The organism is Actinoplanes lobatus, from assembly GCF_014205215.1.
Classification (GTDB): Bacteria; Actinomycetota; Actinomycetes; order Mycobacteriales; family Micromonosporaceae; genus Actinoplanes; species Actinoplanes lobatus.
This window is the reverse complement of the sequence record NZ_JACHNC010000001.1, coordinates 495,478-519,047: the sequence shown is the minus strand read 5'-3', so window position 1 is coordinate 519,047 and position 23,570 is coordinate 495,478. Positions and strand designations below refer to the sequence as shown.

21 protein-coding genes are annotated in these 23,570 nt (G+C 71.4%); 12 read left to right on the top strand and 9 right to left on the bottom strand.

What is annotated here, in order from left to right; translation table 11 throughout:
- The first annotated feature begins 5 nt into the window (after window positions 1-5).
- The 3 genes from BJ964_RS02275 (at window position 6) to BJ964_RS02265 (ending at window position 3,378) form a co-directional block, all read left to right on the top strand.
- The gene (locus BJ964_RS02275) at window positions 6-857 is read left to right on the top strand and encodes a tryptophan 2,3-dioxygenase (protein ID WP_188119108.1); all 852 of its coding nucleotides are present in this window, start codon (window positions 6-8) and stop codon (window positions 855-857) included.
- Window positions 854-2,098 carry a kynureninase gene (gene kynU / locus BJ964_RS02270; RefSeq protein ID WP_188119107.1) on the top strand — a complete coding sequence of 415 codons (1,245 nt, stop codon included), beginning with the start codon at window positions 854-856 and terminating at the stop codon, window positions 2,096-2,098. Before BJ964_RS02275 ends, kynU begins: the two co-directional genes overlap by 4 nt.
- Window positions 2,099-2,241: 143 nt before the next feature.
- Window positions 2,242-3,378, top strand: a complete 1,137-nt coding sequence (locus BJ964_RS02265; protein WP_229806691.1) for an amidohydrolase family protein — start codon at window positions 2,242-2,244, stop codon at window positions 3,376-3,378.
- 752 nt (window positions 3,379-4,130) lie between these two features.
- Here BJ964_RS02265 and BJ964_RS02260 read toward each other — a convergent pair.
- Window positions 4,131-5,156, bottom strand: a complete 1,026-nt coding sequence (locus tag BJ964_RS02260; RefSeq protein ID WP_188119106.1) for a Gfo/Idh/MocA family protein — start codon at window positions 5,154-5,156, stop codon at window positions 4,131-4,133.
- Window positions 5,157-5,436: 280 nt separating this feature from the next.
- Here BJ964_RS02260 and BJ964_RS02255 point away from each other — a divergent pair, with 280 nt between their 5' ends.
- Window positions 5,437-6,207, top strand: coding sequence for a methyltransferase domain-containing protein (locus BJ964_RS02255; protein ID WP_229806692.1), 771 nt, complete (start codon window positions 5,437-5,439; stop codon window positions 6,205-6,207).
- A 27-nt stretch (window positions 6,208-6,234) separates the two neighbouring features.
- On the opposite strand, the gene BJ964_RS02250 is transcribed toward BJ964_RS02255, so the two are convergent.
- From BJ964_RS02250 to BJ964_RS02235, 4 genes are all read right to left on the bottom strand, one after another.
- Window positions 6,235-7,722, bottom strand: coding sequence for a glycoside hydrolase family 130 protein (locus tag BJ964_RS02250; RefSeq protein WP_203832597.1), 1,488 nt, complete (start codon window positions 7,720-7,722; stop codon window positions 6,235-6,237).
- Window positions 7,719-8,801 carry a glycosyltransferase gene (locus BJ964_RS02245; protein ID WP_188119104.1) on the bottom strand — a complete coding sequence of 361 codons (1,083 nt, stop codon included), beginning with the start codon at window positions 8,799-8,801 and terminating at the stop codon, window positions 7,719-7,721. Before BJ964_RS02245 ends, BJ964_RS02250 begins: the two co-directional genes overlap by 4 nt.
- 2 nt (window positions 8,802-8,803) lie before the next feature.
- Window positions 8,804-9,958, bottom strand: coding sequence for a glycosyltransferase (locus BJ964_RS02240; RefSeq protein ID WP_188119103.1), 1,155 nt, complete (start codon window positions 9,956-9,958; stop codon window positions 8,804-8,806).
- A 161-nt stretch (window positions 9,959-10,119) separates the two neighbouring features.
- Window positions 10,120-11,121: a glycosyltransferase family 4 protein gene (locus BJ964_RS02235; RefSeq protein WP_188119102.1), complete on the bottom strand. Its 1,002-nt coding sequence runs from the start codon at window positions 11,119-11,121 to the stop codon at window positions 10,120-10,122.
- Between the two features lie 82 nt (window positions 11,122-11,203).
- Here BJ964_RS02235 and BJ964_RS02230 point away from each other — a divergent pair, with 82 nt between their 5' ends.
- The gene (locus BJ964_RS02230; RefSeq protein WP_188119101.1) at window positions 11,204-12,892 is read left to right on the top strand and encodes an alpha-glucosidase; all 1,689 of its coding nucleotides are present in this window, start codon (window positions 11,204-11,206) and stop codon (window positions 12,890-12,892) included.
- On the opposite strand, the gene BJ964_RS02225 is transcribed toward BJ964_RS02230, so the two are convergent.
- Window positions 12,893-13,678, bottom strand: coding sequence for an SDR family NAD(P)-dependent oxidoreductase (locus tag BJ964_RS02225; protein ID WP_188119100.1), 786 nt, complete (start codon window positions 13,676-13,678; stop codon window positions 12,893-12,895). It abuts the gene before it with no gap.
- A 243-nt stretch (window positions 13,679-13,921) separates the two neighbouring features.
- Here BJ964_RS02225 and BJ964_RS02220 point away from each other — a divergent pair, with 243 nt between their 5' ends.
- On the top strand, window positions 13,922-16,003 hold the full coding sequence (locus BJ964_RS02220; RefSeq protein ID WP_188119099.1) for a peptidoglycan recognition protein family protein: 2,082 nt from the start codon (window positions 13,922-13,924) through the stop codon (window positions 16,001-16,003).
- On the opposite strand, the gene BJ964_RS02215 is transcribed toward BJ964_RS02220, so the two are convergent.
- Complete coding sequence (locus tag BJ964_RS02215; RefSeq protein WP_188119098.1) at window positions 15,968-17,170, bottom strand: FAD-dependent monooxygenase; 1,203 nt, start codon at window positions 17,168-17,170, stop codon at window positions 15,968-15,970. The two genes, BJ964_RS02220 and BJ964_RS02215, sit on opposite strands and share 36 nt — an antisense overlap.
- 102 nt (window positions 17,171-17,272) lie before the next feature.
- Between BJ964_RS02215 and BJ964_RS02210 the strand changes: the two genes are divergently transcribed.
- The gene (locus BJ964_RS02210; protein ID WP_188119097.1) at window positions 17,273-18,163 is read left to right on the top strand and encodes a TetR/AcrR family transcriptional regulator C-terminal domain-containing protein; all 891 of its coding nucleotides are present in this window, start codon (window positions 17,273-17,275) and stop codon (window positions 18,161-18,163) included.
- Here the strand turns inward: BJ964_RS02210 and BJ964_RS02205 are convergent.
- A complete protein-coding gene (locus BJ964_RS02205) occupies window positions 18,147-19,058 on the bottom strand; it encodes an NADP-dependent oxidoreductase (RefSeq protein ID WP_188119096.1) in 912 nt (303 codons plus the stop codon). The genes BJ964_RS02210 and BJ964_RS02205 overlap by 17 nt on opposite strands.
- Window positions 19,059-19,112: 54 nt before the next feature.
- Here BJ964_RS02205 and BJ964_RS02200 point away from each other — a divergent pair, with 54 nt between their 5' ends.
- Window positions 19,113-20,153 (top strand): class I SAM-dependent methyltransferase, encoded by a 1,041-nt coding sequence (locus tag BJ964_RS02200; protein WP_188119095.1) that lies wholly within the window; start codon window positions 19,113-19,115, stop codon window positions 20,151-20,153.
- A 68-nt stretch (window positions 20,154-20,221) separates the two neighbouring features.
- Window positions 20,222-20,773, top strand: a complete 552-nt coding sequence (locus BJ964_RS02195) for a hypothetical protein (protein ID WP_188119094.1) — start codon at window positions 20,222-20,224, stop codon at window positions 20,771-20,773.
- Here BJ964_RS02195 and BJ964_RS02190 read toward each other — a convergent pair.
- A complete protein-coding gene (locus tag BJ964_RS02190) occupies window positions 20,745-21,026 on the bottom strand; it encodes a DUF1707 SHOCT-like domain-containing protein (protein WP_229806693.1) in 282 nt (93 codons plus the stop codon). The two genes, BJ964_RS02195 and BJ964_RS02190, sit on opposite strands and share 29 nt — an antisense overlap.
- Window positions 21,027-21,078: 52 nt before the next feature.
- Between BJ964_RS02190 and BJ964_RS02185 the strand changes: the two genes are divergently transcribed.
- From BJ964_RS02185 to BJ964_RS02175, 3 genes are read left to right on the top strand one after another with little or no spacing between them, the layout of a single operon-like run.
- On the top strand, window positions 21,079-21,924 hold the full coding sequence (locus tag BJ964_RS02185) for a hypothetical protein (RefSeq protein ID WP_188119092.1): 846 nt from the start codon (window positions 21,079-21,081) through the stop codon (window positions 21,922-21,924).
- A gap of 53 nt (window positions 21,925-21,977) precedes the next feature.
- Window positions 21,978-22,616, top strand: coding sequence for a bifunctional 4-hydroxy-2-oxoglutarate aldolase/2-dehydro-3-deoxy-phosphogluconate aldolase (locus BJ964_RS02180; RefSeq protein WP_188119091.1), 639 nt, complete (start codon window positions 21,978-21,980; stop codon window positions 22,614-22,616).
- The gene (locus tag BJ964_RS02175; protein WP_188119090.1) at window positions 22,613-23,542 is read left to right on the top strand and encodes a sugar kinase; all 930 of its coding nucleotides are present in this window, start codon (window positions 22,613-22,615) and stop codon (window positions 23,540-23,542) included. The genes BJ964_RS02180 and BJ964_RS02175 overlap by 4 nt, the downstream gene beginning before the upstream one ends.
- The last annotated feature ends 28 nt before the right edge of the window (window positions 23,543-23,570 follow it).

Here is a 23,570-nt window from a genome sequence, read left to right as displayed (position 1 = left end):
GAGTGATGTCGGCACAGCGGCCGCTCGAGAACGGCATCGTCAGGGATTTCAAGGTCAATCTCTCGTATGGTGAGTACCTTCACCTCGCGGAGATCCTGGGCGGGCAGCACCCGGTGAGCGTGCCCGAGCACCATGACGAGCTGCTCTTCATCGTTCAGCACCAGACATCCGAGCTGTGGCTGAAACTGATCATCCATGAGCTGCGGGCGGTCCAGGTGTATCTGGCCAAGGACGAGCTGCGTCCCGCGCTCAAGGGGCTCGCCCGGGTCAAGCACATCCAGCGCACCCTCACCGAGCAGTGGTCGGTGCTGGCCACCCTGACCCCGACGGAGTATGCGCAGTTCCGCAGCTTCCTCGGCACGTCGTCCGGGTTCCAGAGCTATCAGTACCGGGCGATCGAGTTCCTGCTCGGCAACAAGAACCGGCACATGCTGTCGATCTTCGACGACCAGCCCGAGGCGCGTGCCCTGCTGGAGGACGCGCTGGCCGGCCCGAGCGTCTACGACGAGTTCCTGCACTTCCTGGCCCGGCGCGGGCACGGCGTACCGGTCGGGATCCTGGAGCGGGACGTCACCGAGGCGTACGAGTACCAGCCCGACCTGGTGCCCGTGTTCCAGCAGATCTACGAGAACGCCGAACACAACTGGGACGTCTACGAGGCCTGCGAGGAATTCGTCGACCTGGAGGAGAACTTCCAGTTGTGGCGGTTCCGGCACCTGAAGACCGTGGAGCGGACGATCGGCTTCAAACGGGGCACCGGGGGATCCAGCGGGGTCGGCTTTCTGAAGGCCGCTCTCGATCTGACATTCTTCCCCGAGCTCTATGCCGTCCGCACCGAAATCGGAGTGCCCCGTTGACCTCCTCCCCGACCGATGACCTGCTCGCCCGTGCCGCCGAACTGGACGCGGCCGACCCCCTCGCGTCGTTCCGGGAGCAGTTCATCACCCCGCCGCCGGCCGAGCTGCTCTCGTACCTCGACGGCAACTCGCTGGGCCGGCCGTTGGAGGCGACCGCCCGGCTCGTCGACGAGTTCATCCGCGAGCAGTGGGGCGGGCGGCTCATCCGCGGCTGGGACGAAGGCTGGCTGGAGTGGCCGCTCACCCTCGGCGACCGGCTCGGCACGGTCGCCCTCGGCGCCGGCCCCGGCCAGGTGGTGATCGCCGACTCCACCACGGTCCTGATCTACAAGCTGGCCCGGGCCGCGGTGGACGCCCGGCCGGGCCGCCGCAAGGTGGTGCTGGACACCGACAACTTCCCCACCGATCGGTACGTACTGGAGGGCATCGCCGCCGAACGCGACCTGGAACTCGTCTGGATCGAGACCGACCCGGCCACCGGCATCGACCCGGCACAGGTCGCCGGCGCGGTGGACGCGGACACCGCTCTGGTGCTGTTCAGCCACGTGGCGTACCGGTCGGGCTGGCTCGCCGACGTGGCCGAGATCAACCGGATCGCGCACGAGGCCGGGGCGCTCGCCATGTGGGACCTGTGCCATTCCGCCGGCTCGGTGCCGATCGAACTCGACGCGTGGGGCGTCGACCTGGCGGTCGGATGCACCTACAAGTACCTCAACGGCGGCCCGGGAGCGCCGGCGTTCGCCTACCTGCGGCAGGATTTGCAGGGTGAGCTGCGGCAGCCGATCCAGGGCTGGATGGGGCACCGGGCGTCATTCGAGATGGGCCCCGGCTACGAGGCGGCCGCCGGGATCCGGGCGCTGCTCAGCGGCACCCCGCCGATCCTCGCCATGGTGCCGCTGCACGCCAACCTGGACATGCTCGCGGCCGCCGGGATCGACGCCGTCCGGGCCAAGTCGCTGCTGCTCACCGACTTCGTCCTGGAACTCGCCGACGAGTGGCTGGCCCCGCACGGCGTCACCGTGACGAGCCCACGCGACCCCGACCGGCGCGGCGGCCACGTGACGCTGCGGCGGGACGGTTTCCGCGAGCTCCTGGAGCCGCTGTGGGCCGGCGGGGTGATCCCCGACTACCGCCGCCCGGACGGCCTGCGCATCGGCCCGGCGCCGTTGAGCACCAGCTTCACCGAGGTTCACCAGGGCCTCGCCGTACTGCGCGACCTGCTCCGGAAGAACCCCCGGTGACCGACCCCACCCCGCCGCTGACCGACTCGACGTCGCCGGCGGCCGATTCCCCAGCGCCGGCGGCCGGGTCGGCGTCGCCGGAGAGCGTATGTGAGAAGGCCCCGACTGAGGCGGCCTGCTCCGGTTCGGCGGGCGGTTGCGGTTTGTCAGCGCTGCGTCGCAGCAGCGGCCCTCGACCATCGGTAACCGTCGCCGAGGAGACCGAGATCCCGCCGACTGTCGTCCCGTCGGCTCCCGCCGGGCCGTGGGCTCCCGCCGCGTCGTCGGCTCCGGAGTGGCTGGTGGCGGAGACCGTCTGGTGGGGTGGGCGGCTGCGTTCCGGGGTGGCCCTGCGGGTAGCGCCCGATGGACGGGTGCGGCCGGTGCCCGCTGAGCTCGCGCCGGACGGCGACGGCACACGGCGCTTCCCCGGCACGCTGCTGCCAGGGCTGGTGGATGCGCATGTGCACTCGGCGCTGGTCGACCTGGGCACGGTCCGGGCCGGTGGGATCGCCGAGGTGTGGGATCTGGGCGGTGTTCCCGAGAAGGTCGCCGCTCTCGCCGGGCGGTCCCGGAAACCGGACGCCGGCCTGCCACGGATCCGCTATGCCGGACCGTTCCTGACCGCTCCCGGCGGCTACCCGAGCGATCGGCCGTGGGCGCCGGCGGGCAGCTGGCGAGAGATCTGCTCGGAGGCCGACGCCGACACGGCGGTGTCCGCGGCGTGGTCCGCCGGCGCGAGCCTGATCAAGGTCACCGCGCACGCCGGCGGACCGATGCCGGCCCCGGCCACACTGGCCGCGCTGGTCACCTCAGCGCGGGCCGCCGGACTGCCGGTGGTGATGCACGCGGAGGGCGCCGGTACGGTGGCCGCCGCCCACACGGCCGGTGCCGACATGCTGGCGCACACACCCTGGACCGAGCGGATCGACGACGAGCTGCTACGTGCCTGCGCGCAGCGGATGACCTGGATCAGCACGCTGGACATCCACGGCTGGGGCGACCCGGACCCGGCATCCGGGATCGCCGTCGACAACCTCCGGCGCTTCCTGGAGTACGGCGGAAGCGTCCGCTACGGCACCGACCTGGGTAACGGCCCGCTCCCACCGGGAGTCAACATCCGTGAGATCCGGTTGCTGCTGTCGGCGGGCCTGACCCCGGACGGCGTCCTCACCGCGATGACCGAGACCGACAGTTCGACGATCTCCTGGATCCCGGGCGGCCTGGACCTCGCCGACCTCCCGGACTCGCTGGCCACCGCCCGCGTGGTCGGCCCTGGCGTCCACCCGCGGGTTCTCTGACGAATACCCACCTCAAGAACCGCCGACCACTGCGTGCCCGCTGCCTCGCGCTCTCGTTGCCTCGCGCGTCCGCTGCCTCGCGCTCTCGTTGGCGCGTGCGTTGGCTTGCGCGTGCGTTGGCTTGCGCGTGCGTTGGCTTGCGCGTGCGTTGGCTTGCGCGTGCGTTGGCTTGCGCGTGCGTTGGCTTGCGCGTGCGTTGGCTTGCGCGTGCGTTGGCTTGCGCGTGCGTTGGCTTGCGCGTGCGTTGGCTCGCGCGTGCGTTGGCTCGCGCGTCCGTTGGCTCGCGCGTCCGCTGCATCGCGCTTCCCGTCGACCCGGCGCAGGTAGGGGCACCCCGAGTGTTGCGCTCCCCACGGCCCGCGCTCCCCACGCGATTTTGGACGATTGCCCACCGCCTCCGGTGGCAAATCGTCCAAGATCGGGTCGAGCTTGGTGGGTGTGCGCGCGAGGTTGTGTGCGTGGGTGGTTGAGGGGGCCGCTTGGGGGGATCTTGGACGATTGGCCACCCCGGCGGGTGGAGGATCGTTCAAGATCGCGTGGCAGTGGCAGTGGCAGGCCAGCGGCAGGCCGCCGGCAGTGGCAGGCCGCGGGCAGTGGCAGGCCGCGGGCAGTGGCAGGCCGCCGGCAGTGGCAGGGCGGCGGCAGTGGCAGGGCGGCGGCAGTGGCAGGCCGGCGGCAGGCCGCCGGGCGGCGGGGGGATGGGTTGCCGCTGGCCGTGCTGGGACGGGTGGGGCCGTCCGGGCTGGGACGGGTTAGAGGGTGACCGCGACGCCCTGCGTGGCGCTGGTGCGGGCCGCGTCGAGGATTTCCATGGCGCGGACCGAGTCCCACGGGTCGACGGGGAGCGGGCCCTCGCCGAGGACCGCCGAGGCGACGGCCGGGTAGAACCGGTCCCAGCGGCCGCGGCAGCTCTCGACCGGGGCGCCGGTGGCGCCGCGGAAGAGGTGGCCCCAGCGGTGTTCGGGTTCGACGCCCCAGCGGTCGCCGAGTTTGGCGGGGCTCTTGCCGGCCTTCAGCATGTCCTCCTGACAGTCGAGGAGGGCCGAGATGTAGGTGCCGGCGGTGCCGCTGACCCGGAAGCGCGGGCCGGGGCCGGCCTGCCGCCAGCTGCCCCACAGGTGCGATTCGACGCCGTTCTCGTGGTGCAGGGCCAGGAAGAAGTCGTCGTCGAGGCCGCCGTCGGGGCCGTGTACCTCGGCGTAGACGCGGGTGGCCGGGCCGTGCAGTTGCAGCGCCTGGTCGACGAGGTGTGAGCCGAAGTCGAGGAGGGTGCCGCCGCCGGCGTCCTTGGGCAGGCGGTCGGGCGCCCAGCGTTCCATCCGCGACTCGAAGCGGCGGACGGTGCCGAGGGAACCGTTCTCCATCAGCTTGCGGATGGTGAGCAGGTCGGAGTCCCACCGCCGGTTCTGGTAGACGGTGAGCGGGACGCCCGCTTCTTCGGCGGTGGTGACGAGCTTGCGCGCGGTTTCGGGGTCGAGGGCGAACGGCTTGTCGACGACCACCGCGAGACCGGCCGCGATGGCCTCGTGCGCCAGCGCGGCGTGGGTGGCGGCGGGTGTGGAGATGGCCACCGCCTGGACTCCGTCGGCGGCCAGGGCAGCGATCGAGTCGTACGCCTTGACGCCCGGCAGCTCTTCCGCGATCTGGGCCCGGCGCTCCTCGGACGTGGTGACCACGCCGACGAAATCGATGTTCTGCGCCGACGCGATCAGCGGCGCGTGGAACACCCGGCCGCCGGTGCCGTAGCCGACCAGCCCGAACTTCACCCGTTCGATCATGTCCGGAAGTTTTACACATCGGTTGCCGGCCTGTTGCCTTTGATTCCACTAGTCACGTGTGACGCATGGAACATCACCCTCTGTATGGACTGATTCCTCCGGCCGGACGTGTGCGGATGCCGCACACTCGCCGGTCGATCTAGCGAAAGGGCAGGTGCCGCGCCTGTCGGATGGATGACGAGGAACCCCGTATGGTGGCGTGGAGATGAACAATTGCGGGATGGAACCCGCGCAGAAGGACCGGACGCCCTTTTCCGACATCGATGCCTTATCGGCACAGATGTCGGAAATCGTGCTCGACGCGCTCACCGCCATGGGCCGCCATCCGGAGATCCAGCGGGTGCGCCGCGTCGCGTTCGACTCGCTGGGCCCGCGGCCGGGGCAGCGGCTGCTCGACGCGGGTTCCGGCTCCGGTGACGTGGCCCGGATGCTGGCCGGGATGGTCGGCGGGTCCGGTGAGGTGCTCGCTCTCGACTATTCGGCGTCGTTGACGGCGACCGCGATCGACCGTCACGACGGCAGCAACGTGCGGTACCTGACCGGTGACGTCTGCGCCCTGGACCTGCCGGACGACTGCGTCGACGGGGTCTGGTGCGAGCGGGTCCTCCAGCACGTGGACGACGCCGACCGGGCGATCGCCGAGCTGGCCCGGGTGACGCGCCCCGGCGGCCGGATCTGTCTCGTCGACACCGACTGGGGTTCGCTCGCCTTCGACGGTATGCCGGCCGGTCTGGGCGAAGTGGTGATGGCGCACGTCCGCGGGCACTTCACCCCGAAACAGCACGACATGGGGCGTACGCTGCGGCGCCGGTTGGTCGCGGCCGGCCTGACCCGGCTGACCGCGACCCCCGTCACCTGCTTCTTCGCCACTCCCGAATCTGCTGCCGTGGTGCTCCCGATGGTCAACCCGGAGGTGCCCGTCGAGGTCTGGGCCACCCCGCCGGGCCTGCGCGACGAGTGGCTGGCCTGCGTGGAGGCGGCCGGCGCGAGCGGGACCTTCCTGGCCGTCCTCACCATCTGGGTGGTGACGGGGACGGTCCCCGGCCGCTGATCCCCGACCGGGGACGGTCCCGGGCCGCTAACCCGCGACCGGCTGCATGCGGCGCAGCAGGTCGTCCAGCGGCATGCTGGCGAAGCCGATCCGTACGTCACTGGAGGCGTACGGCAGCCAGAACCGATCATCGTGGATGAGCCCTCCGCAGGAGTAGAGCACGTTCGGCACGTACCCCTCGCGTTCGACCTCGTCCGGGTCGATCAGCCCCTGCGGCAGGTCGGCGATGACCCGTTCGGGATTGTCCAGGTCGAGCAGCATGGCGCCGATGCCGTACCGCCGCATCGGGCCGACACCGTGGGTGAGCACCAGCCAGCCGGCGTCGGTCTCGATCGGTGACCCGCAGTTGCCGACCTGGATGAGTTCCCAGCCGCGGTGTGGCACGAGCAGCGGGCCGGCCGGCTGCCAGCGGTGCTGTTCGTCGCGGACGGTGAGGCCCAGGGTCTCGCCGTCGGAGCGGCAGAGCGCCAGCTTCCTTCCCCCGACGTAGCGGGGGAACAGTGCCATGCCCTTGTTGCGGGCGGCCGGGCCCTGGAGGGTGGTCACCTCGAAGTGCCGCAGGTCCTTCGAGTAGATGACCCGCCCGGAGATGTTGAACCCGTCGTACGCGGTGTAGGTCGCCTGGTAGGCGGGCCGCCCGTCCGGGTCGACCACCTGCACGAACCGGGCGTCCTCCATGCCCTTGCTCTCGCTCGGCGTGGCCGGCCAGAGCACCCGCTGGTGCAGCGGGATGGTGGCCGGAAACGTCACCGCATAGTCGTCGCCGACGATCCGGCGGATGAGCTCGAGGCTCATCGGGGTGGTCGGCCGGGCCAGCAGCTCGGTCGGCAGGTGACCGATGATCTCCTCGAACACCGTGTCGTCGTAGCGTTCGGGCAGAGCGTTGAGCACGTACGCCGAGGCCTCGTTGTCCATGTCCTCGTCGCCGAGCGCCGCGACCAGCTGGTGCCTCATGTGCTTGGCGCCGACCCTGTTGCCGATCATCAGCGGGCCGTCACGGTCCTCCATCCGGATGGCCGCGCCGGGCCCGAGCACCACGCTGCAGAAGCCGATCGACGAGATGTGCCCCTCGCCGATCTGGCGCAGGCTGAGCGCGGCCCGCATCTCCCCGGGTTCCAGGTCGCCCTGGTCGGGATGCGGCACCATCGACGGGTTGCAGAGCGCTGCGGCCTCCACCGAGAACTCGTGGCTGAAGTACGCGCCGATCAGGGTGCGTGCGGCCGGCGACAGCTCGATGTGTGACGGCACCCGGTGCTGCACCACCTCGTAGTGGTGCTGGAAGACGCCGAGGATGTCGTGGTGCCGTCCGGAGAACTGGGCCAGCACGTCGTCCAGCTGGGTGTTGATGTCCGTCTCGTCGAGTCGCAGGATGCGCTCGATGAGGCTGGACGCGCGGTTGTGCGCGACTTGCGCGTCCTCGCCCGGGACGAAGAGCTTGATCACGACGCGCCGGTCGTCCGGCGTCATGGTGATGTTGTGACGGGTGATGTCGATGGTGTTCACCGTTGCTGTCACGCTAGGCCGCCTGACGGTCTGGTCGCGCTCCGGCTCGCCAGCGTGCGGGCATGCTGCAACGTCGAGACGAGCGCGAGGGTGGATTCGGCTCCTTGGTTCACATTAGGACCATTGGCCTTCAACCCGTCATAACATCCGCCAGTCTCGTTATCGGACATCACCGTTCCGGTGTCGTTGTCGCCGAAGAACCAGGCGATCGCCTGGAAGAGCGGCGCGTCCCAGCCGTCGTCGCCGGTCACCGCGGCCGCCGTGGCGCAGGCGTCGGCCGTGGCCGCGGCCTCGATCGGCTGCTGGTCGTACCGGTGGCGCGGCACGCCCGGCCGCCAGCCACCGACCGGGACGGTGGACAGGTGCCCGTCGTTCTCCTGCATCCGGCACAGCCACGTCAGCATCCGCAGCCCGTCGGTGAGCAGGCCCTCGTCGCCGAGGAGATCCCCGGCCGCGATGACCACCTCGGGCAGCGCCGGATTCGCATAGGTGAGCTCCTGTTCCGGCCAGATCCATTCCGGATCCGGGCCGGGTGTCCCGATCGCGGTGGCCGCGTCGCCGAGCAGGTCGGCGGCCGCACGGTCGTGCGGATCGGCGCGGAGCACCTCGGCGGCGCCCAGCCCGGCGAACGTCATCGCCCGCGGCCACACCGCCCGGCAGGCCACGCCCTGCCGGAAGGCGTTGGCCGCCTCCCGGCGGATCCACGCGGACGGGCCGCGGGCCGCGGCCGTGCCCAGCCCCCACATGGCCCGGCCCCACCAGTCGCCGAGGCTCGGCTCGTCCAGCCAGCGGCGGTCGTAGCTCAGCCGGTTACGGAACGCCCCGTCGGCGCCCTGCGCGTGGGTGAGGAACGCCAGATAGCGCTCGGCCAGCCGGACCAGATCCGGTCCGGGCCGGGGTTCGCGGGACGCGACGAGCAGGCCCCGCGACACGTCGTCCACGCAGTACCCGTGCTCGCGCCGGGCGATCGCGTTGCGGGCGTGTTCGAGCAGCCCGGTGTCGTCGGAGAGCCGGAACACGTGGTCCCAGCGAGGGGCGGGAAGGTCGTTGAGTCGGATCGGCGGCGGAACCAGCCGCAGTGACAGTCCCATGCCTATGCCGAAACCGTGGCGGCGGCGAGCGGACGGCGGGCGGCGATCAGTCTTGCGGCCAGCGCCTGGTACCGGGCGGCCACGGCGGGCCAGCGCAGGGTCGGTCCGCCGCCCAGTCCGCCGAGCCGGCCCGGCAGGCCCGGCTCGGCGAGCACGTGCCGGATCGCCACCGCCATCGCCTCCGGATCCTGATGGGGTACGAGCAGCCCCGGCCCGTCCGCGAGCAGCTCCACCGCGTGCGGGAACTCGGTCGCCACCACCGGGATGCCGGCGGCCACCGCCTCGATCAGCACACCCGAGGTGACCTGCTCGGTGGAGTCGTACGGCAGCACCACGGCGTCGGACGACCGGATCAGCCGGGACAGTTCGGCCGGCTCCAGGTACACGTCGGCCCAGCGGACGCAGTCGTCCACCCCGAGGTCCGCGGCGAGTTCCTTGAGCGAGTCGCGGTAGACGTCACCCTGCTGGTCGAGCACATGCGGATGGGTACGGCCGGCGACCGTGTAGACCGGGCGCGGGCGTACGTCGTCAAGGCGGGCGAGGGCCCGCAGCGCCCATTCGATGCCCTTGCCCGGCCCGAGCAGACCCCAGGTGAGCAGGTGCGGACGGTCGTGTTCCTCGCGTGGGGCGCCGTTGTGGCTGCCGGCCCCGTGTGGGATCACGGTGATCTTGCGCTGGTCGACGTCGTACCGGGTGGACAGTCGCTGCCGGGCGGTGTCCGTCATGGTCACCACGGCGTCGGCGGTGGCCACGACCTGCTCCAGCACCTGGCGCTGCAACGGGTCGGGGTTGGCCAGCACGGTGTGCAGCACCACGATCGCCGGCACCCGCAGCGCCCGCAGCACCGGCAGCACCTCGGCCCCGGCGTCGCCCGGGTAGATGCCGTACTCGTGCTGGAGGATCGCCACATCGAAACTGTTCAGCGCGGTGGCGGCGGCCACCCAGCCGCCGGCCCGGTCGGTGTTCCAGGTGTGTACGACCCGTGGTGCGGCCCGGTCGAGCGCTATCCCTCCGCTGGTGTTCTCGTAGGCGAGTAGGCGCACCACGCCTGACCCGCCGGCGCCGCCGGTGAGATGGGTGGCGAGTGCCGCATTGAAAGTCGCCAAACCGCATTGAGTGGGGGGATAAGTGCTCAAAAACCCGTATGTCGCGGGCATTACTGGGCCTTTCTCTCCTCGGCCGGCTGCAGACCCGCAGCACGGACTCAGCGCGCGCGGGCACGGTGCCGTACACCGCGGGTGAACAGCGCAAAGTCAGCACCGGAATAGAGCTTGTTCAACGCGCAATTCACATTGCGACGTTAACAAGGTCTAGCTATTCAGCTGATGAGGTTCCGGTAAATCGCCAGGTACTGGTCCACCATCCGGTCAGCCGAGAAGCGTTCCCGGGCGCGCGCGGAACAGGCCGCACGGTCGATGTCCGCGATCCTTTGCACCGCGGCAACCGCTTCGTCGGCCCCATCGACGAGGTGGCCGGTCACCCCCTCGTCGACCACTTCCGGCATCGACCCTTTCCGGTACGCGATGACGGGCGTCCCGCAGGCCATCGACTCGACCACGGAGAGCCCGAACGGCTCGGCGAACCGGATCGGGTGCAGCAGCGCCGCACCGGAGCCGAGGATCCTCCCCCGCTCGTCCGGGCCGACCGAGCCCAGATGGACCACCCGTTCGCCGTCGATGAGGGGTTCCACGCATTCGGCGAAATACTCCTGGTCCTGCACGATTCCGCAGATCACCAGCCGGCGGCCGGCCCGCCGGGCGATCTCGATGGCGATGTCGGTGCCCTTGTCCGGATGAATTCGCCCGAACAGGATCAGATCGTCGCCGCCGTCGGCGTGGAACGGCAGCTCGCTCAGGTCGACGCCGTGGTGGACGGTGGCCACATAGTCCAGGTCGGGGGAGCGGTCACTGTCCGAGATCGAGACGAAGTGCGACCGGGCCCGCCGGTACGCCGGCAGGATGTTGTTCCCCGAGAAGCCGTGCACCGTGGTCAGCATCGGGGTCCGGCAGTGCGCCGAGAACGCCAGCGGAAGCCAGTCCAGGTGGTTGTGGATCAGGTCGAACTCGCCGGACCGCTCCAGCGCGTGGCTGACGTGGATGGCTTCCCAGACCCGGCCGTCGATGTCGGCGTTCTCCTCGTACCCGGTCGGCACGACACCGTCGAGGGTGGCCTTGGTGACCGAGTCCAGTGTGGCGAAGAGCGTGACGTCGACGCCGCGTTCGGTCAGTCCCTCGGCGAGCAGGCTGGTGATCAGTTCCCACGGGCCGTAGTGCAGCGGCGGCGTGCGCCAGGCAATCGGCCCCAGAAGCGCAATCCTCATGACAAACCAGAACTCCCGCCCATAACCACCTGGTCAGTATGCATCGCCGGTAGCAGGCCCGTTTACGTGTTAGAGAAGACCAATGACGGATCCGTGGTGGAAGAAGTCGGTCGTTTACCAGATCTACCCGCGCAGCTTCGCCGACGCGGACGGCGACGGCATGGGCGACCTGCGGGGCATCATCGATCACCTCGACCATCTCGCCGAGCTCGGCGTCGACGTGCTCTGGCTCTCCCCCGTCTACCCCTCGCCGCAGGACGACAACGGCTACGACATCAGCGACTACCAGAACATCGAGCCGCTCTTCGGCACCCTGGAGATCTTCGACGAGCTGCTGGCCGGGGCGCACGCCCGGAACATGAAGATCATCATGGATCTGGTGGTGAACCACAGCTCCGCCGAGCACCGGTGGTTCCAGGAGAGCCGCTCCTCGACGGACAACCCGAAACGTGACTGGTACTGGTGGCGGCCCGCCCGCCCCGGCATGGAACCGGGCGCACCGGGCGCCGAGCCGACCAACTGGGGCTCCATCTTCGGCGGCCCCTCCTGGGAGTACGACGAGAAGACCGGCGAGTACTACCTGCACCTGTTCTCGACGAAGCAGCCCGACCTCAACTGGGAGAACCCGGAGGTCCGGCAGGCTGTCTACGCCATGATGCGCTGGTGGCTGGACCGCGGCGTGGACGGCTTCCGGATGGACGTCATCAACATGATCTCCAAGGACGTCAACCTCCCGGACGGCCGGCTGACCGCGGGATCGCCGTACGCCGACGGCTCCGCGGCCTTCATCGGCGGCCCCCGCCTGCACGAGTTCCTCCAGGAGATGCACCACGAGGTCTTCGAGGGCCGCGACGGCCTGCTGACCGTCGGCGAGATGCCCGGCGTCACCGTGGACGAGGCCGTCCTGCACACCGACCCGGTACGGCACGAGGTCGACATGGTCTTCCAGTTCGACCATGTCTGGGTCGACTGTGGACCCGACCCGTGGCTGATCGTCCCGCTCCAGCTCACCGCGCTCAAGGCGATCCTCGGCCGCTGGCAGGCCGGCCTCGCCGACGTCGGCTGGAACAGTCTCTACTGGAACAACCACGACCAGCCCCGGGTGCTCTCCCGGTACGGCGACGACAGCCCCGCCCACCGGTCCGCCTCCGCCAAGATGCTCGGCACCGTCCTGCACCTGCACCGCGGCACGCCCTACGTCTACCAGGGCGAGGAACTCGGGATGACCAACTACCCGTTCGGCGGCATCGACGAGTTCCGCGACATCGAGGCCCTCGGGCGGTACCGGCAGGCGGTGGAGCTCGAAGGCCGTACCCCTGAAGAGGTCTTGACGGTGTTACGGGCCCGTGGCCGGGACAATGCCCGCACACCGATGCAGTGGGACGACTCCCCGCACGGCGGTTTCACCACCGGCACACCGTGGCTGCCGGTGAACCCCAACCATGCCGAGATCAACGCGAAGGCTCAGCGGGCCGATCCGGATTCGGTCTTCCACTACTACCGGCGTCTGATCGAACTGCGGAAGACCGAACCCGCGGTGGCCGGCGGCGACTTCACCATGCTGCTGCCGCACGACGAGCGCGTCTACGCCTTCACCCGTCGGCTGGGGAGCACCGAGCTGCTGGTGATCGGCAACTTCTCCGGTGTGGAGGCGCACGCCGCGATCGACGGGTGGGACGGCGCCGAGCTGCTGCTGACCAACCTGGAACCGCCGGCCGGCGGGCTGCATCTGGCCCCCTGGCAGGCCGTCGTCTACCGCCGCTCGGTCTGACTACCCGGTCCGGCGCATCATCGCGCCGAGCGCGGCCGTCGTGACCCGCCGCCCGGCCAGCCGCCCAGCGTTGATCATCAGGCTGTTCATCCGCCCGGTGATCAGGCTGGGCGGCGGGTTGCGCCGGTCCAGCGCCCGCAGCGCCAGGTCGACCACCCGGTCGGCGTGCATCCGCCGGGTGCCGCCGTCGGCGCCCTGACCGGCCACGTCGAAGAACTCCGTCTCGGTGGCGCCCGGCGACAGCGCCATCACCCGCAGCCCGGTGCCGCGCGACTCGGACCAGAGCGCCTCGGTGAAGCTGAGGACGTAGGCCTTGGTCGCCGCGTACACCGCCAGGGTCGGGCCCGGCTGGTAGCCGGCGATGCTCGCCACGTTGAGCAGCACGCCACCCGGCTGGGCGCGCAACCGCTCGATGAAGGCCCGGCTGATCTCGGTCAGGCTGGTGACGTTGAGGGTGATCTCGTCGGTGATGCGCTGTGGATCCGCCTCGTGGAAGAGCCGGTGCGTGCCGAACCCGGCGTTGTTGATCAGGCTGGTCACCTCCAGCCCGCGCTCGGCCACCGCGGCGCTCAGCTTCGCGCCCGCACCCGGCGCGGCCAGATCCATCGTGATCGGGGTGACGGTCACGTCCGGCAGTTCGGCGGCCATGCTCTCCAGCCGGTCGGTGCGCCGGGCGACGAGCACCAGGTTCGAGCCGCGGGCGGCCAGGCGCCGGGCGAACAGGGCGCCGAGCCCCGAGCTGGCCCCGGTGATCAGGGTGGTCTGGTTGCGATAATCGACGGCCATGGGCGGCACGCTATGCCTTCGGCTCCCGAGGTCCGTCGCCAGGCCGGGTGCCGATCTCTCGGATTCGGACGATACAGCCCCGGGACGGTCGATATCGTGATCATCTGTTTATTGGCTCAGTAATCACCAGATATGAGCAATTTTCACAGATATTCCCACCTGCCTCGTTCGTCCCCGGCATGGTGTCAGGTGGCCCCGGACCATCCGAAATGACCGCTTCTGCCGGTGGCCGGGGGAGTTTCCATGCGCCGCAACCGGCTCACCGCACGTCTCGTCGCCGCCCTGATGACCGCCACCCCGGCGGTGGCTGTCGCGACCACCGGAGGAGGGACCGCAGCGAATCCGCCCACTCCGGCTGAGCCGGTGCTCCAGACCTTCGCCCTGACCGCGCGAGGTGAGGAAGCGGCGGGGCGGATGCGGTTGGTCGCGGGCCGGGGCGGAGAGCGTACCGCGGAACTGGCGCCCCGGGCGACGGAGCCGTTCAGCCTGGCCGGCGTCACCTGGAGCGACCCGAAGGCGGACCCGGCGGGGGCCATCGAGATCCGTACCAGGGTCGCGGCGACCGGGCGGTGGACGTCCTGGCAGCGGCTGGAGACGGACAATCCGGATGCCTCCGCCGGGGCCGGTGGCCCACATGTCCGCGGGGCGAGCGATCCGCTCTGGGTGGGGCCGTCCGACGGCGTCCAGGCACGGGTGGCCGGCGCCGCTCTGCCCACCGGCCTGCGTGTCGACCTGATCAACCCGGACGCCCGGGAGAGGGTCGCCGCCCGGGTCCCGGCCGCCGGGGGAGCGGCGGGGCGGGAGGAGCGGGCCGGGTTCGTGGGCAAGGTGGCACTGCCGTTGCGACCGGTGCCGAGGATGGTGACCCGGGCCGGCTGGCGGGCCGACGAGTCGATCATCGAGGAGCCGCCCGAGTACACCGGCGCCGTCCAGGTGGTGTTCGTGCACCACACCGCGACCGGCAACGGCTACGGCTGCGCGCAGTCGGCGGGGATCGTCCGGGGGATCGAGGCGTACCACGTCAAGAGCAAGGGGTGGAACGACATCGGTTACAACTTCCTGGTCGACAGGTGCGGGCAGATCTTCGAAGGGCGCGCGGGCGGGGTGAACCGGTCCGTGCTCGGCGCGCACACGCTCGGCTTCAACGCGAACGCCAGCGCGATCGCGGTGATCGGCAACTACGGGTCGGTGGCGGTTCCGGCGCGGGCGCGGGCAGCGGTGGCGCAGGTGGCCGCGTACAAACTGGGGGCCGGGCGGAATTCGGCGCTCGGCCGGGTGCGGCTCGTCTCCACCGGCAGCGACCGCTACCCGGCCGGGAAGGCGGCGGTTCTGTACCGGATCTCCGGGCACCGGGACACCGGGCGGACCGAGTGCCCGGGGAACTCGCTCTACGCGCTGCTCCCGTCGATCCGCCGGATGGCGGGGGCGGCTCCGTCCGGGTTGCGGTACCGGGGGGTCAACGAGGCCAGCCGGCGGGCCGGCCGCTACTACACCAAGGGGCCGGCCGGACCGGCCTGGGATCTGGACACCCCGACCCGGATGCTGGACCGCTTCGAGGTGTGGGTGGACGGGCGGCTCGCGACGGCCGTGCCCGGCGGGTACCGGCAGGCGGCGGTGCGGCTGACCCCGGGCGAGCACACGGTCACCGTCAAGGCGGTGCACCTGTCCGGCCGGATCGCCTTGACCAGCGCGAAGGTCGTCGCGGACGCGGTCGCGCCCGCCTTCACCCGCGCGCCGCTCGTGTCGCTGCGGGAGGGCCGGGTCGGCGCCACCGCCCCGGTCCGGGTCGACTGGGGGCTCCGTGACACCTCCGGCGTCCGATCGGTACGGATCTCCGGCAAGACCCTGACCAGCGCCGCCCGGGGGATCACCGGCACCGTACGGCTCGGTGCCCCCGAGACCTGGTCGGTGAGCGTGACCGACCAGGCCGGGAACACGAGGAACGGTGCGGTCACCCGTACCCCCGTGGTGTTGACCGAGGCCGTGGCGCCGCGGACCGGAACCTGGCGCACCGTGCGTGACCGGGGGCATCTCGGCGGCGCAGCCGTCGCCGCGTCGGCCGCCGGATCGTCGCTTACCTGGCGTTTCACCGGCAGCTCGGTGGCCCTGCTGGCGGCCCGGACCGCGATGTCCGGCCGGGTCCGGGTCTATGTGGACGGCGCGTTCCAGGGGATCGTGGATCTGCGGTCCGGCGATCCCGAGTACCGGCGGTCGGTGTGGACACGGACGTGGCGGAGCAGCGGCGCCCACACCGTCCGGGTGCGGGCCGAGGGCAGCACGGGCCGTCCGTCAGTGGTGCTGGACGGGCTCGTCTACCTGCGATGACAGCGCCGGATAGTCACGCAACGTGATCTGCTCGGCCTTGCTGAACTGCCGCTCGGCGAGCTGACGGGCCGGCCACCGGGTCATCATCCGGGTGGAGAACGTCCGCAACCGGATCGCCGCCCGGCTCATCGGCGCGAACATCGCCATCCCGCCGGGCGGCAGCTCGAGGCCACTCTCCACGTAGTCCGCCATCGCACCCTGATAGGCCGCGAAGGCCCGCTCCGGATCGGCCGCCCGGGTCAGCTCACCGGCCAGCACGTACCCGCCGACCAGGCTCATGCTGGTGCCCAGCCCGGCCAGTGGTGACCCGCAGTAGCCGGCGTCGCCGAGCAGCACGGTCCGTCCGCGCCACCAGCGGTCCACCCGGACCTGGTTGATCGAGTCGAAGTAGAAGTCGCCGGCGCCCGGCATCGCGGCCAGCAGATCCGGGATCCGCCACCCGGCCCCGGTCATCCGATCGCTGACCAGGCGTTCCGCGTCGGCCCGGGACAGCCGCTCGAAGCTCGGGTCCGGGTGCCGGAAGCTCAGCCCCGCCTTCGCGGTGCCGCCGTTCTCCGGGCGCAGGTAGGCGACCCGGCCGCCGGGCGCGTTGTACATCAGCATCCAGTGGTCGAGGTCGCCCGGGTCTCCGACGGTGAAGTACGCGGTGTAGCCGCCGAGGTAGCGGACGAACCGTTCCCGCGGCCCGAAGGCGAGCGCCCGGACACCGGAGTGGACACCGTCGGCGCCGATCACCACGTCGTACCGCTCGGTGCCGCCGCTCGCGAACGTCACCGTGCGATCGTCGAGGGCGGTGACCCGGTCGCCGAACCGGTAGTCGACGCCGGGGGTGGCGTCGAGCAGTATCCGGGCCAGGTCGCCGCGGGCGATCTCGATCTCGGCGACGATGCCCTCGCCGCCGAACGCGTCGGCCGGCATCTCGGCGAGCCGCCGCCCGGTTCCGTCGACCATGGCCCAGCCGCGCTCGTCGACCTGGTGCCGCCGGATCGTCTCGCGCAGGCCCATCCGCTCGACCACGCCGCGGGCCACTCCCCGTACGTCGACCGCGTGCCCGCCGGGGCGCGGTTCCGGCGTCCGTTCCACCACGGTCACCTCGGCGCCGGCCCGGTGCAGCCAGAACGCGCACGCCGGCCCGGCGATCCCGGCGCCGGAGATCAGTACACGCATTTCCCCGCTCCTCTGCGTACTCTGTACATCGATGTACTAGACGCTAGGGCCGAGTTCAGAAACGGCAAAGCCGCACTAGTACGGGGAGGCTGGTGTACTACCGTGGACGCGCCCTACCGCAGGATCGTCGCCGACATCCGCGACCGCATCGAGGCCGGTGTACTACGTCCCGGAGACCGGGTGCCGTCGGCCCGGGCCATCACCCGCGAGTGGGGTGTCGCCATCGCCACCGCCACCAAGGCGCACGCCGCGCTGCGTGAGGAGGGCCTGACCGTGGCCCGGGCCGGCGTCGGCACGGTGGTGGCCGGGCCGGTCCCGCCGCGCGACACCGACCTGAGCCGGGACCGGATCGTGGCCGCGGCCATCGCTCTCGCCGACCGCGACGGGATGGCCGAGCTGTCCATGCGCCGGATCGCCGCCGAGCTGGATGTGGCGACCATGTCCCTCTACCGGCACGTGCCGGGCCGCGACGAGCTGATCGTCGCCATGATCGACGGGGCGCTGGGCGAGCTGCGGGTGCCGGCCCGGCACACCGGCGACTGGCGGGCCGACCTGGCGTCCTGTTCCCGCGCCGTGTGGCAGATCTTCCAGCGGCACCCGTGGCTGGCCCTGTCCATGTCGCTGACCCGGCCGCAGCCGGCGCCCAACGCGCTCCGCCTCGGCGAGTGGATCATGGGAACCATGGCGCCGACCGGGCTGGCCGTCACCGACCGGCTCCTGGTGCAGGTGCTGCTGTTCAGCTTCGTGCGCGGGGTGGCGAGCGCGCTCGAACCGGAGGCGCAGGCGATGCGGGACACCGGCATGACCGACGACGAGTGGATGGAACAGCAGGGCGCCGCGTTCGAGCGGTTCGCCGCGCAGCATCCCGCACCGCACTACCGGCAGTTGTTCGCGGTCGACGCCGACTTCGAGTTCGACCTGGACATCCTCTTCGAGTTCGGGCTGGCCCGGTTCCTCGACGGGCTCGGCGTGTGGATCAGCTCCCGAACGTGACGACCACCTTGCCGCGGGCGTGCCGTGATTCCACGGCCGCGTGCGCCGCCACCACCCCCTTCTCCCCGAACGCGAACGGCAGCACCGGCAGGTCGAGTTCGCCCGCGGCGGCCAGCGCCACCACCCCGGCCAGCCGCTCCGGGGAACGGCCCGCGCGCACCACCCGGGCGCCGTGCTCGGCGGCCGCGCGGTCGTCGACGATCGTGCCGACCCGCTCCGGCGCCACACCCAGCGCGATCGACTGCGCGATCGCCTCGCCGCCTCCGGCGTCCAGGGCCACGGTCGGCTTCAGACCGGTGGCCAGCACGGCTTCGAGCAGATCGATCCCGTACGGCACGGGCGTCGCGCCCATGGCCCGCAGCCGGTCGTGGTTGCCGGGACTCGCCGTGCCGATCACGGTGGCCCCGGCCCGGACCGCCAGCTGGGTGGCGATCGACCCGACACTGCCCGCGCCGGCGTGCACCAGCAGCACGTCCCCGGCGGTCAGGTCGAGTTCCAGCAGGGCGCCGCTCGCCGTCTGCGCCGCGGCGACCAGGCCGGCGGCCTCCGGGAAGGGCAGGCTGTCCGGTTTGGCGACCAGGCTCGCGGCCGGGACGGTGAGCAGCTCGGCGACGGCGTTCAGCATGGTCGAGCCGAGGACCGGGTCGCCGGCGCGGACGTTCTCCACCCCGGGGCCGGTGCGCTCGACGACACCGGCGTACTCCTGGCCGATCTGCTGCGGGAACTCGGCCCGCACCCAGGGCATCACGCCACGGCGTACCGCGACGTCGAACGGTTGGACACCGGCGGCCCGCACCCGGACCAGCACCTCGCCGGGCCCGGGCACCGGATCCGGCAGCTCGGCGACGTGGAGGACCTCGGGCGGACCGAAACGGTCGAAGACGGCAGCTCGCATGAACCCAGCCTGCAAGCTCAACGAAGGTTGAGGTCAAGCGGCAGGCTGGACGGCATGACATCACCGACCGCGGCCCTGGGCGAACGCCTGCTCGGCGCCCTCACCGGGGCCCTCGAACTCTGCACCGTCGAACTCGGTCGCCAGCTCGGCCTCTACACCGCGCTGCGGGACGGCCCGCGCACCCCGGCCGGCCTCGCCGAGGCCGCCGGCATCGACGAACGGTACGCCCGCGAATGGCTGGAACAGCAGGCCGCGGCCGGGTTCCTGAACCCCGGTGACGACGGGTTCGCGCTCGCCCCCGGTGTGGCCGAGGTGTTCCTCGACGAGGACGGGCCGGCGTACGCGGGCGCCGCCGGCGAGTTCGCCCTCGGCATCGCCCTGCTCACCCCGCGGGTCGTCGAGGCCTTCCGGAGCGGCGCCGGAGTGCCCTACACCGAGTACGGCCACGTGCGCCACGGCATCGCCGGCTTCAACCGCCCGCTGTTCACCCATCTGCTCGGCGGCGAATGGCTGCCCGCCGTGCCCGGCATCGACCGCCGCCTGCGCGACCGGCCCGGCGCCCGGGTGCTCGACCTGGGCTGCGGCATGGGGCACTCGTCGGTGGCCATGGCCCGCGCCTACCCCGCGATCACGGTCCACGGCGTCGACCTGGACGAACACTCGATCAACGAGGCCCGGCGGGTCGCGGCCGGGGCCGAGGTCGCCGACCGGGTCGATTTCACCACCGGGGACGCGGTCGCCGCCGCGGGCACGTACGACCTGATCACCGTGTTCGAGGCGCTGCACGACATGGGCGACCCGGTCGGGGTGCTGCGCAACGCCCGCGAGCTGCTCGCCCCCGGTGGCAGCGTGTTCATCGCCGACGAGCGGGTCTCCGACGAGTTCACCGCGCCGGCCGGTGAGGTGGAGCGGCTGCAGTACGCGTTCAGCGTCCTGCACTGCCTGCCCGCCACCCGGGCCGAGGACCCGGTGCTCGCCAACGGGACGATCCTGCGTACGCCGACCCTGCTCGGCTGGGCACGCGAGGCCGGATTCACCACGCCCGAGGTGCTCGACATCGAGAACGATTTCTGGCGCTTCTACCGGCTGCGGTGACCGTCGGCCCGGTCCCCGCGAGGAGTGGTTGACAGACCGCCCGGCGCGGGGCTCGATACGGTAAACGGGTGTCTCAGATCCCGTGGTGGGGACTGCCCCTGGTGGCTGTCGTGTTCGCGCTCGCCGGTGCCGCGGTGGCGCACCTCGTCGCCGCCCGTAACAAGGTGCTGCTGACCCGGGAACGCCGGGACCGGCAGTGGTATGAGGAACGCAAGGACGCCTACTGCCGGTTGCTGGCCGCCTTCGACCGGGCCACCCACAAGCTGCGGGCCGCGTACGAGGCGGGTGAGAAGACGCCGTCCGCGCTGATGTACGTGGATCAGATCGGCCCGGCCCTGATGCCGGTGCGGCTGCTCGCCTCCGGACCGGTGCGCAGCGCGGCCCTCGCCGTGCATCTCCAGCTGGAACGCCTGCACGGGGAGATGAATCCGGCCGGGGTGGTCGGGGTGCACCCGCACACCCACTTCCGTGAGCTGCTGGCCCAGGTTCCGCTGGTCATGCAGCAGTTCGAGGCGGCGGTCCGCGATGAGCTGGGCATCGCGGACACTCCGCCGAAGCCGTTGTCGTCGCTGAACGGGCGGGTGCGGTCGCTCAGCGAGCCAGACCGAGAACGACGCTGAAGACGACCAGCACGAGGGCCGCGGCCAGGAACGCCCACAGCAGATGACGGTTGTCCTCTTCCCGAGGGGACGCCGACGCCGGTAGATCGGCCGTGACCGCGGCCAGATCGCCGTGGGTGCGGCAGGCGAGAACGCGGTCGACGCGTTCGGTGAATTCATCAAGCGTCAAACGACCTGCGGCTGCGTGCTTTTCGAGCATTGCGACGACACGGTACCGTTCCGCGTCGGAGGCCCTGAGGGTTGGGTCAGTCACGGCGACAGGGTAACCTCCGCGAACTTTCCCCCCACCAGATCGGGAGATCGAGATGGCCAACAGTTTGCTGGTGATAGAACGCCTGCTCCGCGACCGGGACGGCATCTGGAACCAGATCAACGAGGAGCGCGAGCTCAAGCAGCTCACCGGGCAGATGCTGGTCAGCTCGGCGCTGAGCCTGGCGCTGTACGGCGCGGTCCTCGGCTTCTCCAACGGCGTCGTGCAGGCCGCCGCGTCCTTCGTGAAGCTTCCGCTGCTGTTCCTCGCCACCCTGGCCATCTGCCTGCCGACGCTGTATCTGTTCAATCTGGTCTTCGGGGCGAAGCTGTCGGTGCTCCAGGCGCTCACCCTGATCATGGTGACCATCACGGTGACCGCCGTGCTCACCCTGGCGTTCGCGCCGATCAGCCTGTTCTTCCTGATCACGGCGCAGAGCTACGCGTTCTTCAAGCTGCTCAACGTCGGGATCCTGATGCTGACCGCGATGGTCGGGCTGCGCTTCCTGACCGCCGGCATGCGGGCCCTCAACGAGCACCAGGAGGCGAAGGCGCTGGCCGCCAAGCGGGCCGCGCAGACGCCGGTGACCGCCGTGGCCGCCGAGCCGGCCGTGGACACCTCCGACAAGAACGGCGCCGTGCTCACCGCCCCGGCGCCGGTGAGGACGCAGGTGCAGATCCCCGATTTCGGCTCGCGTCCCCCGGCCGCCGCCGACGGCTCGACCAGCATGACCCTGCTCTACATCTGGATCCTGCTGTTCGGCTTCGTCGGCACCCAGCTCGCCTGGACGCTGCGTCCCTTCTTCGGCAGCCCGGGCAAGGACTTCCAGCTCTTCCGCAGCATCGGCGGCACCTTCTACGCCGACGTCTTCGACACGATCGGCCGCCTGCTGGGCGGCTGAGCCGACGATCAGAGGGTCTGGCTGCAAACGTTTGCATCGGGCAGGATCGAAAGGTGACCGATCAACGCGCTCCCCTCGATCCTGTCTCCGCCGCCATCGTCGACAGCGGTCTCGTCGCCGTTCTCCGGGCCCCGACCGCAGACGGGTTCGCCGCCGTCGCCGATGTGCTGGTCGCCGCCGGCATCACCGCCCTGGAGGTCACCCTCACCTCGCAGGGCGCCCTCGAGGCGATCTCCGGCCTGCGCCGGCAACTGCCGGAGACCGTCCTGGTCGGCGCGGGCACCGTTCTCACCGACGACGACGCGAAGGCCGCGGTCGACGCCGGCGCGACCTTCCTGGTCGCGCCGGTCAGCGGCCTCGGCCCGCAGTCCGTCCCGTTCTACCCGGGCACGTTCAGCCCCACCGAGATCCACGCCGCGTTCCAGGCGGGCGCCCCGCTGATCAAGCTGTTCCCGGCCGGCGGCCTCGGCCCCGGCTACCTCAAGGACGTGCGCGGCCCGCTGCCCGGCGTGCGGATCATGCCGACCGGCGGGATCGGGCTCGACGACATCGCCAAGTGGCTCACGGCCGGCGCCGTCGCGGTCGGCCTCGGGGGCCCGCTGATCGGCGACGCCGCCACCGGTGGCAGCCTCACCGCCCTGGCCGCCCGCGCCCGTCACGCGGTCGACGCCGTCGCCTTCGCCCGCTCATGACCGGCGGGCTCCTCACCCTCGGCGAGTCGATGGGCATCTTCGTGGCCGACGGGATCGGCCCGCTGGAGCACGCCCGCGGCTTCACCCTCGGTGTCGCCGGCGCGGAGAGCAACGTCGCCATCGGCGTGGCCCGCCTCGGCGGTTCCGCGACCTGGCTGGGCCGTCTCGGCCCGGACGCGACCGGCGCTCTCGTCGCCGCCAGACTCCGGGCATCGGGGGTACGCGTGCTGGCCGTCCCCGGCGAGGCGCACACCGGCCTGATGATCCGCTACCGCAGGTCCGGCGAGTTCATCCAGGCCGACTACCACCGGGCCGGCAGCGCGGGCTCCCGCCTGGCCCCGGCCGACATCCCGCGCGACGAGGTGGCGGCGGCCGGGATCCTGCACGTCACCGGCATCACCCCGGCGCTGAGCGACACCGCCCGGGCGGCCGTCTTCCACGCCGTCGAGGAGGCCCGCGCGGCCGGCGTCACGGTTTCGGTGGACGTCAACTACCGCGGCAAGCTGTGGTCGGAGTCCGACGCCGCCCCGGTGCTGCGCGACCTGGTGAGCCGGGCCGACGTGGTGTTCGCCGGCCCGGACGAGGCGGCCCTCGTGGTGGACTCCGCCGACCCGGTGGACGGTCTGGCGAAGCTCGGGCCCTCCGAGGTGATCGTCAAGGACGGGGCACGCGGATGCACGGCCTCGATCGCCGGGGAGCGGTTCGACGTCCCGGCGCTGCGGGTGACGGCGATCGACCCGGTCGGGGCCGGGGACGCGTTCGTGGCCGGCTATCTGGCCGACCGGCTGGCCGGGGAGGACCCCGCCCGGCGGCTGCGCACCGCGATCGCCGCGGGCGCCTTCGCGGTCACCGTCCCGGGCGACTGCGAGGGCCTGCCGGATCGTGCCGAACTGGCCGCGCTGAACGGAAGCGACATCGTGCGGTGATTAGCCCGCCGGGCGGTGGGTAGCAGAT

Coding starts and splice junctions, on each gene's coding strand:
- BJ964_RS02225 (WP_188119100.1), bottom strand. CDS start 13,678: ATGGCCGTCGATTATCGCAACCAGACCACCCTGATCACCGGGGCCAGC.
- BJ964_RS02200 (WP_188119095.1), top strand. CDS start 19,113: ATGACATCACCGACCGCGGCCCTGGGCGAACGCCTGCTCGGCGCCCTC.
- BJ964_RS02230 (WP_188119101.1), top strand. CDS start 11,204: ATGACGGATCCGTGGTGGAAGAAGTCGGTCGTTTACCAGATCTACCCG.
- BJ964_RS02260 (WP_188119106.1), bottom strand. CDS start 5,156: ATGATCGAACGGGTGAAGTTCGGGCTGGTCGGCTACGGCACCGGCGGC.
- BJ964_RS02220 (WP_188119099.1), top strand. CDS start 13,922: ATGCGCCGCAACCGGCTCACCGCACGTCTCGTCGCCGCCCTGATGACC.
- BJ964_RS02275 (WP_188119108.1), top strand. CDS start 6: ATGTCGGCACAGCGGCCGCTCGAGAACGGCATCGTCAGGGATTTCAAG.
- BJ964_RS02240 (WP_188119103.1), bottom strand. CDS start 9,958: ATGCCCGCGACATACGGGTTTTTGAGCACTTATCCCCCCACTCAATGC.
- BJ964_RS02235 (WP_188119102.1), bottom strand. CDS start 11,121: ATGAGGATTGCGCTTCTGGGGCCGATTGCCTGGCGCACGCCGCCGCTG.
- BJ964_RS02215 (WP_188119098.1), bottom strand. CDS start 17,170: ATGCGTGTACTGATCTCCGGCGCCGGGATCGCCGGGCCGGCGTGCGCG.
- BJ964_RS02205 (WP_188119096.1), bottom strand. CDS start 19,058: ATGCGAGCTGCCGTCTTCGACCGTTTCGGTCCGCCCGAGGTCCTCCAC.
- BJ964_RS02175 (WP_188119090.1), top strand. CDS start 22,613: ATGACCGGCGGGCTCCTCACCCTCGGCGAGTCGATGGGCATCTTCGTG.
- BJ964_RS02255 (WP_229806692.1), top strand. CDS start 5,437: ATGTCGGAAATCGTGCTCGACGCGCTCACCGCCATGGGCCGCCATCCG.
- BJ964_RS02185 (WP_188119092.1), top strand. CDS start 21,079: ATGGCCAACAGTTTGCTGGTGATAGAACGCCTGCTCCGCGACCGGGAC.
- BJ964_RS02245 (WP_188119104.1), bottom strand. CDS start 8,801: ATGGGACTGTCACTGCGGCTGGTTCCGCCGCCGATCCGACTCAACGAC.